This is a genomic window from Pseudoalteromonas sp. 2CM28B (assembly GCF_023161935.1).
In genome coordinates, this window is the sequence record NZ_JALNTH010000012.1 from 172,571 (window position 1) to 182,722 (window position 10,152).

Here is a 10,152-nt window from a genome sequence, read left to right on the forward strand (position 1 = left end):
AATGGATTTAGCAAAATGGACAATCAATAATAAATTAATTAGCACCATACTCATAATTTTAACTCTAGGGTTTGGTTTTTCATCCTATAAAAATATGGCGCGGTTTGAAGACCCCGAATTTATAATTCGCACCGCGCAAGTGTTTGTCTCGTACTCAGGTGCAAGCCCGCTAGAAGTAGCAAAAGAGGTAACTGAGCCGCTTGAACGTGCAATTCAAGAACTACAAGAAGTTGATACTATATCGTCCACCTCATCTACAGGTTTATCTGAAATTAAAGTAGAGATTAAATCAGAATTTTCTCCGACTAAATCTGAGTTGCAAGTTATTTGGACTAAGCTCAGAAACAAAATAAATGACACACGTCCAACATTACCGCCAGGTACTGGCACGCCTCAAGTTTATGACGATTTTGGTGATGTGTATGGCTTGAGCTATTTAATAACCGCCGAAGGATACTCACCCGACGAGTTACATGCCTACGCTAAAGATTTGCAAAGTGACATTTTACAAGTAGAGGGTGTAGCCAAAGTTGCTATGACAGGCGTGCAGCAAGAAGGCATATTTGTAGAAATAGCTCGTGAAGAGTTAGCCTCTTTAGGCGTGTCTATTAATAATATTTACGGCATTTTAGATGAGCAAAACGCTGTATTGAGCGCTGGTAACACTCAAATTGGCGATCAACGTATTTTTATCGACCCTACCGGAGAAATAAACTCCGTTGATACCATTAAAAATCTATTGGTTAGTGCCAGCGGTGAAGGTAAAACAATTTATCTTAAAGATATTGCCAATGTATACCGTGGCTTTCAAAGCCCTGCAACAAAATTAGTCCGCTATAACTCTAAACCTGCAATTTCACTTGGGGTTGCTAGTGTATTGGGTGCTAATGTGGTTAAAGTATTTGACCGCGTTGATGACAAAGTAAAACAAACTGAGAACCTCAGACCGCTGGGTATCACAGTTCATGAGTTTTACCACCAAGGAAAAGTAGTACAAGATTCAGTCGACAACTTTGTAGTGAATGTTTTAGTCGCACTGGTGATCGTAATGGTTACCCTGCTGCTATTTATGGGTTTGCGCTCAGGAATTATTATTGGCGCCGTATTACTGCTAACTATTTTTGCGACCCTTGCTACCATGGATTTGAGCGGCATACCCATGCATCGAATTTCTCTTGGTGCGCTGATTATCGCGTTAGGAATGATGGTTGATAACGCCATAGTTGTGACCGAAGGGATTTTAGTTGGTACACAAAAAGGCCGTAAAAAGTTAGAAATTGCTAGCGAAGTCGTCAAGCAAACTAAATGGCCACTACTGGGGGGTACTTTGGTAGGCATTGTTGCGTTTGCGCCTATTGGTCTTGCTCCAGGTGATACCGCTGAATTTACCGGTCATTTATTTTGGGTTATTTTAATCTCCTTATTATACAGCTGGTTATTTGCCATTACCCTAACTCCCTTATTTTGCTATTGCTTGTTTAAAGAGCAAGATAACGACACCTCAGGCTCAGCAAAACCAAATAAACTCATGGCACTTTATCAATCGGTAGTGGTGTCAGCACTGCATCACCGCTGGCTTAGTATTGCCATTGTGGTTGCCACTTTTAGTGTGTCTATGTGGGGATTTCAATTTGTAAAATCAGGTTTTTTCCCAGCTTCTACCACACCGCAAATGGTGGTTGATTTTTGGCTACCGCAAGGTACCGATATTGAAAAAACCAAAAAAGATATGCTCAAGTTAGAGGAATTTGTAAAGCAACAAAATGGCGTTGAAGGTATACAAACGCTTATTGGCGGCGGCGGGCTTCGCTACATGCTTATTTATGGTAGTGAGTCACCAAACAGTTCTTACGGGCAAATTTTAGCTAAAGTCGATGACTACAAAAAGCTAGATCAACTTTTACCTACCGTACAAAATTACATTGACGATAACTTTGTCGATGCTCAAGGCAAAGCATGGCGCTTTGTGATGGGCCCTGGTGGGGGCTCTAAAATAGAAGCCACATTTAAAGGCCCAGACCCACATGTATTAAGAGAGCTAGCTGCACAAGCAAAAGGAATATTAATTGATGATGGCGGCGCTCTATCAATTAAAGATACATGGCGACAACGCATTAGTGTTATTGAACCACAGTACTCTGCGATTAATGCACAACGCGCCGGTGTAACGCGTAAAGCAGTTGCTGAAGCCTTACAGCAAAATTTTTCGGGGCAAATTGTTGGGCAGTATCGTGAAGGTGAAGAGCTTATTCCTATTATTGTTAGAGCGCCACAACCTGAACGTGTCGATATAAACGATATTGGCAATATTCAAGTGCAAAGCAATATAACCGGTGAAACACTGCCCCTTGCGCAAGTAACCAATGGTTTTAAAACCGTCTGGCGCGATGCTATTTTAAAACGCGAAGACCGCGAATGGACCATAAAAGCTCAAGCGGATCCACTGCCGGGTGAACTGGCCTCAGAGTTATTTAATCGGGTAAGGCCTAAAATAGAAGCCATTGACCTACCTCAAGGGTATCGACTTGAATGGGATGGCGAATACGGACAATCGAAAGAGTCTAACGAAATGCTGGCCTCAACTATTCCAATGGGCTTTTTAGCCATGGTGCTGATTGTTATTGTGTTATTTAATGCTTTAAAACAACCAATTATTATTTGGCTTGTCGTGCCATTAGCCTTAATTGGTGTTGTTTTTGGACTGGTAACCACACAAATCCCACTAGAGTTTATGGGCATATTAGGATTGCTATCGCTCTCTGGTTTGTTAATTAAAAATGCTATTGTATTAGTAGATCAAATGGACATGGAAATTCGACAAGGTAAAGCTGCATATAATGCCATTATCGACTCGGCAAATAGTCGGGTAAGACCGGTAATGATGGGCACACTGACCACTGTATTAGGGGTTATTCCCTTGTATTTTGATGCATTTTTCCAATCAATGTCTGTGGTTTTAGTATTTGGATTACTGTTTGCTACCCTGCTGACTTTAATCGTGATACCCGTGCTATATGCTATTTTTATGAATGTTAAACAAAATCAGTAAACGAGTAATTAAGCTCTAAATTGTAGGATTCGGTTAAACAATGCTCGCCTTTGACCGGATCCTTATTATACTTTAGTCAAAACTACAGTTAATTTAATAAACTTTATAGTAATTCTCATTCTTTATAATTATTATATAGTTACAAAATGTTTTCGTTTTGAAATTCAATAATAACACTTATTCCACGGATACTTTCATGCCAATAAAACGCTTACTGATCCTCTTTTTATCTTTAGCGTTTAGTGAAGCTGTTATTATGCTTTTTTTTTAGCCGCATTTGTTACCCAGTTTACCGGTGTTTGGCTTTCAGTAATATTAGATTCCAGCCTTATTGCGTTAGTAGCGATTGTCACTACCCTTTACTTATTTCGCGATAATGACTTTGTAACTCACCAAAAGCTCAGAACTGAGTTCCTTATTATAAAAATAGCTATGATTGTGTTCACTGTTGAAGCAATCATAATGTTTGCCTTTAATTTTGATGCTCTGATGTTAAAACAATGGCAAATCATGCTCATTGACGGCTTAATTTTAAGTAGCTTAAGTGTCTCGCTTATTTATTTGTAATTAAATATGCTTTTTCATTAAACCAATCACATAACACACAAAAAAACACGACAAAACTGACTAGTTCATTGGCCTACTTTTGCTCTGCGGCGTTGTTATATATCGCCTTATATATGTTTTACCAAAGCCAATTACAAACGCGTATTAATAATGTTATACAACATGAAAAAAATGAATTAAAACAAGCAAAAAAAGCTTTTTTACAACAACTTAATCATGCCTCTCGTGACTTGCTGATTTTAAGAAACAATCATCATTTTAAAGATCATGACATTTTGAGTTCGGTCAATAGAGCTCAGTTAGAGCAAGACTATGCTAACTTTATTTCTATTAAAAACTTTTATACACAAATTCGAATTCTTGATCTAACAGGTAAGGAACTATTAAGGGTGCATAGAGACAAGCACAATGTTGCTATAGTCTCAGCAGAGCAGCTACAAGACAAAAGCCATCGTTACTATTTTAAACAGGCTATAAAAATGAACCCGTCAGCTATTTTTATTTCCCCATTAGATTTAAACTTTGAAAACGGTGAGATAGAACACCCTTTTAAACCAATGATACGTTTAGCTTCTGTGTTAATGGGACCCAAAGGAACTAAAATAGGGCTACTTATCGTCAACCTTGAAGGGGCTCATTTACTTGGCCAATTAGACAATATCTCAAAAAATTCATCAGGCAATATTATGCTGCTTAATAAAGACAGCTATTGGTTATTTGGAGATACCAATAAGCAATGGTCATTTATGTTTGCTAACAAACCGCAACATCGTTTTAAAGATCAACAGCCACACATATGGCAAAGCATGCAAACCCAAGCGAATGGAGTTATTAAAAATGAAAACAATGTTTATATTTATGAGCACTTAACTTTATTAAACGACATGTTGCTCCCAAATGCTATCGCTAATAGCCTAATAAACAGATCCGAATGGACATTAATAAATAAAGTCCCGCTGGCTAAAATAGAGAGTGAGTTTAGTAGCTTAAAGAAACTTATTATCGCTCTTTATCTTGGTATTATGACGTTAATGATATTTGTTATTTATACTTTTGCCATCAACACAATTAAAAGAAGAAAATATCAAGCCAAAGTAGAAAACTATGCTTATTTGGACAGTTTAACAGGGCTTTATAACCGCCGTATATTTTTGGAGCAGCTTGATTTAGAAATCATAAAAGCAACGCAGCTTTCCTGCCCTTTAGTACTTATGTACCTTGATTTAGATTACTTTAAACCCATCAATGATGAATTAGGCCATGGTGCAGGTGATGAAGTACTTAAAGAGGTGGCGATTCGTATCAAAAGTTGTTTGCGACAACAAGATATTATTGCGCGCATTGGGGGGAGATGAATTTGCAGCAATTCTTCCTCAGTTAAACGATAAAAAAGCAATAGCGGATATTGCAGAGCGAATTATCAAAAGTATTAACACCCCCTTTACTATTTTTGATCAGCAATGCAGCTTAGGTATAAGCATTGATATTGCAACCAGCACTTCAGAAACTCAAACCAGCATTAAGCTTAAAACCCAGGCAGACCAAGCCCTTTATGAAGCTAAAAACTCAGGCAGAAACTGTTATCGTTTTTCCAAATAAACATTTTAAATTTAGTATTTTATAAATTTAAAATAAGCTTTGAAGCGAATACTTTTTTAAGGCATTAATTATCACTTTAAGTTCTAGCTTTAGCGATTAACATAGTTGGAGTTTTATTATATAGTGGGGTTAAGAATTCATTGCATAGTAATGCATTAAGATTCATTCATTAAATTAACTATTCAAATTTATCAAATAAATAACATATCAAGTGCAGTCTATGTGTCTTCTATTTAGTCATACAAACAATAAATGTAAAAACAGCTTTATTTCAAATAAAAATTTTAAAAACGAGGCATTCTCATGTTATCAAAACGCATAATTCCTTGTTTAGACGTAAAAGACGGCCAAGTCGTTAAAGGCGTTAAATTTAAGGGCCATGAAATAGTCGGCGATGTTTTAACACTTGCTAAAGCCTACAGTGAAGCCGGTGCTGACGAACTGGTATTTTACGAGATCAGTGCAAGCGTTGAAAAACGATTACTCGATGTAAATTGGGTAGAAAATATTGCCCGCCATATCGATATTCCCTTTTGTGTAGCGGGTGGCATTAAATCGGTAGCCGATGCAGCGCGCGTACTTGAACGCGGCGCTGACAAAATCAGTATTAATAGCCCTGCCATTGCCCGTCCTGAGCTTATAAAAGAGTTACACGATGAGTTTGGCAAGCAGTGTGTGGTTGTCGGTATTGATAGTTTTTACGATGAAACAACCGGTGAATACTTAGTGTATCAGCTTACAGGCGATCCTAATGCCTCAAGCCGTACTCGTTATAAAACTCAAGAGTGGGTTCAGCGGGTACAAGACTTAGGCGCTGGCGAAATTGTTTTAAACTGTATGAACCAAGATGGTGTTCGTAATGGTTACGACAACGAGCAACTAAGTAAAATACGCGAGCTATGCGACATTCCTTTAATCGCCTCAGGGGGCGCAGGCACAATGCAAGATTTTGTTGATGTATTTAAACAAAGCAAAGTAGATGGTGCACTCGCAGCCAGCGTTTTTCATAAAAACGTGATTAATATTGGCGAACTAAAACAATTTTTAATAGATAACCAAGTGGCAGCCAGATTATGCTAGTAACGCAAGAAAACCTAACTCAAGTTGATTTCGCTAAAAGCGAGATGATCCCTGCCATTGTTCAAGATGCACGCTCTGGCGTTATTTTAATGCAAGGTTTTATGAATAGCGAAGCACTTGCTGTTACGCTTGAAAGTAATAAGGTGACTTTTTATTCGCGTTCTAAATCGCGTTTATGGACCAAAGGCGAGTCATCAGAAAACTACTTAAACGTGGTATCTGTGCATACAGATTGCGACTACGATTCAATTTTAGTATTGGCAAACCCAGAAGGGCCAACGTGCCATTTAGGCACGCAAAGCTGTTTTGGCGATGCTGCAAAACCAAGTTTAAGCTTTCTAGCGCAACTTGAAGATGTAATTGTTGCACGTAAAAATGACGATCCAGCTAAAAGCTACACCGCATCTTTATTTGCTGAAGACTTAAGCCGTAGCTGTCAAAAAGTAGGTGAAGAAGGTGTTGAAGTGGCGCTTGCGGCAATGAAACATGACAACAATGAGCTTACTAACGAATCGGCCGACTTGTTGTATCACTTAATTGTGTTATTACAGCGCCAAGGCTTAGAGCTCACCGATGCAGTTGCTTGCCTACAAGGGCGTCATAAGTAAAACCGCCTGTTACTGTGTGCGCCATTTTGTGGCGCACTCAGTATGTTAAAACCATAAATTCACTTTAAATTACACCTTGCGAATAGCATTTACTCCCTCCCTTAGGTATTCTTAATAGCTATTACAAAAGGATAGCGCATTATGAAAACCTATATATCGCTGGTATTAACTGGCCTAATTTTATCTGGCTGTAGCAGTTTAACCACTGAGCAAAAAGCTAAACTAGATAACCTAACCCCCTGCGAAAAAATGGATGGGCTAATTGCCGCCTATGGCAATCACTTTGAAGCATTAAAAGACACCAAAGTAAAAACACCTTATTTAGATGTGTGGAGCGCAAAGTACAACGTATTTGGCAATAACTGCCAAGTAACCAGCTTTAACAATCAAACCGTGACCTATCGCTGTCAAGAAAACTACAAAGACCAGCAACAAGCCGTTGCCATGCATAAACAAGCCGTTGAGCTCACTCGCCAATGTTTAACAAAAAATAGCAACTGGCTAGAAACACAAAAAGAGTCGGAAACCTCTCTGCGCACCACCTTTGTACTTGATGAAAAGTCACCGGTTATTTCTGTTTATACCAGCAAAACTTTATCAAAAATTAAAACCTGGTCTACCTCGTTAGAAGTAGGAAAGCCCGTCGCTACTAAATAATAACGAGAGAATGTATGCGCCAAACACCCAGTAAACAATCCACTCATTTAAAAACAGACTGTATCGGTGAATGTTATAGACTGAATGGCTACTGTACTGGGTGCGGGCGCACAAGTGACGAAATATTCGACTGGATTATTTTAACCGATGAGCAAAAGCAAGCTATTTTGGCTTCCCCTCGTGAAGACGCCAAAAAAGACTAGCTTAAATTTATAACTATTAAGGCGCATTACGTTGTGATGGGTCGCGTTTAAAATCTTTAATTAATTGCTTTGGATCTAACGCTTTACGTTGTTTACTTGCGCCTTCAGCCCACCAAATTAATTGATTGAATGTGCGCGAAAAATAGCTATCCCACGATGTTTGCTCTGCCGCATTGTTTGCTTCACCACTTTCAATAAATACATCCTGTGCTTTTGGTACATGAATCATTGCTGATACCGGCAAACAGCCAAGTTCACTCAAAAAGCTGCGCATGCCAACAGCAGCGCGTACGCCGCCCCACTGCTCTGCAGAATACGTAACAATCGCGCTGGGTTTATAGCCAAATAAAGAACTTCCAAAGTGGTTTAACAAATTAGCGAGTGCTGGACTCATCGAATGATTATATTCAGGGCTCACCATAACAAAGCCATCGCTGGTTTTAATTTTTGCAGCTAAGGCATTAAGCGACTCTGGCGCATCGCCCTGTGCGTAAGCAAAATGCGGCTTAAAGATAGGGTCTAAATCGTAATCGAGCGGATCAATAAGCTCTACTTCATGCTCAGAGTAGAGCTCAAGCAAACAACGCTCACATGCTTTTGCTACTCTTTTCCCTAAACGCGCAGGCTTAGGTGGGGTACTTTTTCTAACCGAACCGAGAAAAATTAATAACTTCATGTAACGGCACTCCTTTTTGATTACAAAAATAAATACCTCAAAAAAATCTGAGGTATTTACCGTACGATTTAGGCTTTATCGAGCGCTTGGCTTACATCGGCAATAATATCGTCAATGTTTTCAATACCCACCGATAAACGAATTAAATCGCGGCTAACGCCCGCATTGGCCAGTTCTTCATCATTTAATTGGCGGTGCGTAGTAGATGCTGGATGACACGCCAGCGATTTAGCATCGCCGATATTCACCAAACGTAAAATCATGTTTAGAGCATCAATAAAGCGCGTACCGGCTTCAAGGCCACCGGCAATGCCAAAACTTAAAATACCTGATGCCTTACCATTGGTAATTTTTTGGCTCATTTCGTTATAGGGGCTTGATTTTAATCCCGCGTAATTAACCCACAGCACCTTAGGGTGGCTCTCTAGGTATTCAGCAATTTTTTGCGCGTTTTCGCAGTGGCGATCCATTCGTAAGCCTAAGGTTTCTAGGCCGATTAAAATGTCAGAGGCGTTTTTAGGCGCAAGCGCCGCACCGGTATTTCTAAGTGGCACTACTCTACAACGACCAATAAATGCAGCCTCAGCAAACGCATCGGTATACACTACATTATGATACGACGGATCAGGCTCATTCATCATTGCAAAGCGCGTGGCATTGGTTTTCCAATCAAATTTTCCTGAGTCGACAATCATGCCGCCAATAGCGGTTCCATGGCCGTTAATGTATTTAGTGAGTGAGTGCACCACAATATCGGCACCCAACTCAAATGGACGACACAGATACGGCGTAGCCACGGTGTTATCTACAATTAAAGGCACCCCTTTGCTGTGGGCAATTTTCGCAAGGCGAGCGATATCAACTATATTCCCTGCAGGGTTTCCAATTGATTCGCAAAAAACCGCACGGGTGTTTTCATCAATCGCGTTTTCAAAGCCGTCAAAATCATCGGCTTTAATCATCCGTGCTTCTATACCTTGGCGCGGCAAGCTGTGAGCAAATAAGTTATAAGTGCCGCCATATACTTGGCTAGTGCTTACAATATTAGTGCCCACTTCACATAAACATTGAATCGCATAGGTAATGGCCGCCATACCCGAGGCCACCGCCAGCGCACCAATGCCGCCTTCCATCGCAGCAATACGCTGTTCAAGTACCGCATTGGTCGGGTTCATAATGCGGGTATAAATATTACCCGGCACTTTTAAATCAAATAAATCAGCGCCATGCTGGGTATTATCAAAGGTGTACGAAGAGGTGTTATAAATCGGCACCGCCGCCGACTTAGTGGTGGCTTCAGATTCATAACCATGGTGCAACGCTAAAGACTCAAGTTTCATAATTTATCCCTTCAATATAGTTACACCTAACGTAGCATTTAATGGTTACAAAGTGCACATGAAATATACTAAAGAATGTTGAAGGAAATAGATTGAATACTGTATCTAACAAAGCGTTCAAACTACCGTTTGCTCATATATTCGAGAAAATGGGCCAAGCGCGCATATTAATCTGTTCTTTATCACTTAATAACAATAAAAACTTAGTGATAGTAATATGTTAGATAATTTGTTAAAAATATATAAAAATGAGCGTATCGTTGGCAGAAATATGCGCGATGAGCGCACTATTAAATTGTTGAACTAAGCCGCTACGCGGAGATCCTATTCTTATCATTTGAGCCACACTTACCTTGGGGTTATCCCATAACTT

Annotated in this window: 7 protein-coding genes and 1 pseudogene; 6 read left to right on the plus strand and 2 right to left on the minus strand. The window is 39.6% G+C overall.

Going from position 1 to position 10,152, the window contains the following annotated elements; genetic code table 11:
- Window position 1 precedes the first annotated feature (1 nt).
- The 6 genes and pseudogenes from MTN96_RS17325 to MTN96_RS17350 all read left to right on the plus strand — a co-directional run bounded on the left by MTN96_RS17325 (window position 2) and on the right by MTN96_RS17350 (window position 7,763).
- The gene (locus tag MTN96_RS17325; RefSeq protein WP_069439724.1) at window positions 2-3,049 is read left to right on the plus strand and encodes an efflux RND transporter permease subunit; all 3,048 of its coding nucleotides are present in this window, start codon (window positions 2-4) and stop codon (window positions 3,047-3,049) included.
- Between the two features lie 1,701 nt (window positions 3,050-4,750).
- Window positions 4,751-5,215, plus strand: a pseudogene (locus MTN96_RS17330) (GGDEF domain-containing protein); the annotation flags it as partial.
- 303 nt (window positions 5,216-5,518) lie between these two features.
- Window positions 5,519-6,295 carry an imidazole glycerol phosphate synthase subunit HisF gene (gene hisF, locus MTN96_RS17335; protein ID WP_248532334.1) on the plus strand — a complete coding sequence of 259 codons (777 nt, stop codon included), beginning with the start codon at window positions 5,519-5,521 and terminating at the stop codon, window positions 6,293-6,295.
- Window positions 6,289-6,903 carry a bifunctional phosphoribosyl-AMP cyclohydrolase/phosphoribosyl-ATP diphosphatase HisIE gene (gene hisIE, locus MTN96_RS17340; RefSeq protein WP_013463284.1) on the plus strand — a complete coding sequence of 205 codons (615 nt, stop codon included), beginning with the start codon at window positions 6,289-6,291 and terminating at the stop codon, window positions 6,901-6,903. Before hisF ends, hisIE begins: the two co-directional genes overlap by 7 nt.
- A gap of 141 nt (window positions 6,904-7,044) precedes the next feature.
- Window positions 7,045-7,560, plus strand: a complete 516-nt coding sequence (locus tag MTN96_RS17345; protein ID WP_248532335.1) for a hypothetical protein — start codon at window positions 7,045-7,047, stop codon at window positions 7,558-7,560.
- 14 nt (window positions 7,561-7,574) lie between these two features.
- On the plus strand, window positions 7,575-7,763 hold the full coding sequence (locus MTN96_RS17350) for a DUF1289 domain-containing protein (RefSeq protein ID WP_214552823.1): 189 nt from the start codon (window positions 7,575-7,577) through the stop codon (window positions 7,761-7,763).
- Window positions 7,764-7,779: 16 nt separating this feature from the next.
- On the opposite strand, the gene MTN96_RS17355 is transcribed toward MTN96_RS17350, so the two are convergent.
- Together MTN96_RS17355 and MTN96_RS17360 are read right to left on the minus strand one after the other, a co-directional pair.
- Window positions 7,780-8,439, minus strand: coding sequence for an NADPH-dependent FMN reductase (locus MTN96_RS17355; RefSeq protein WP_248532336.1), 660 nt, complete (start codon window positions 8,437-8,439; stop codon window positions 7,780-7,782).
- Between the two features lie 68 nt (window positions 8,440-8,507).
- Window positions 8,508-9,779 carry an O-acetylhomoserine aminocarboxypropyltransferase/cysteine synthase family protein gene (locus MTN96_RS17360; protein ID WP_248532337.1) on the minus strand — a complete coding sequence of 424 codons (1,272 nt, stop codon included), beginning with the start codon at window positions 9,777-9,779 and terminating at the stop codon, window positions 8,508-8,510.
- Window positions 9,780-10,152 lie beyond the last annotated feature (373 nt).

Bases quoted from the DNA above. Each gene is read 5' to 3' on its own strand.
- MTN96_RS17345 (WP_248532335.1), top strand. From the start codon at position 7,045: ATGAAAACCTATATATCGCTGGTATTAACTGGCCTAATTTTATCTGGC.
- MTN96_RS17350 (WP_214552823.1), top strand. From the start codon at position 7,575: ATGCGCCAAACACCCAGTAAACAATCCACTCATTTAAAAACAGACTGT.
- hisIE (WP_013463284.1), top strand. From the start codon at position 6,289: ATGCTAGTAACGCAAGAAAACCTAACTCAAGTTGATTTCGCTAAAAGC.
- hisF (WP_248532334.1), top strand. From the start codon at position 5,519: ATGTTATCAAAACGCATAATTCCTTGTTTAGACGTAAAAGACGGCCAA.
- MTN96_RS17325 (WP_069439724.1), top strand. From the start codon at position 2: ATGGATTTAGCAAAATGGACAATCAATAATAAATTAATTAGCACCATA.
- MTN96_RS17355 (WP_248532336.1), bottom strand. From the start codon at position 8,439: ATGAAGTTATTAATTTTTCTCGGTTCGGTTAGAAAAAGTACCCCACCT.
- MTN96_RS17360 (WP_248532337.1), bottom strand. From the start codon at position 9,779: ATGAAACTTGAGTCTTTAGCGTTGCACCATGGTTATGAATCTGAAGCC.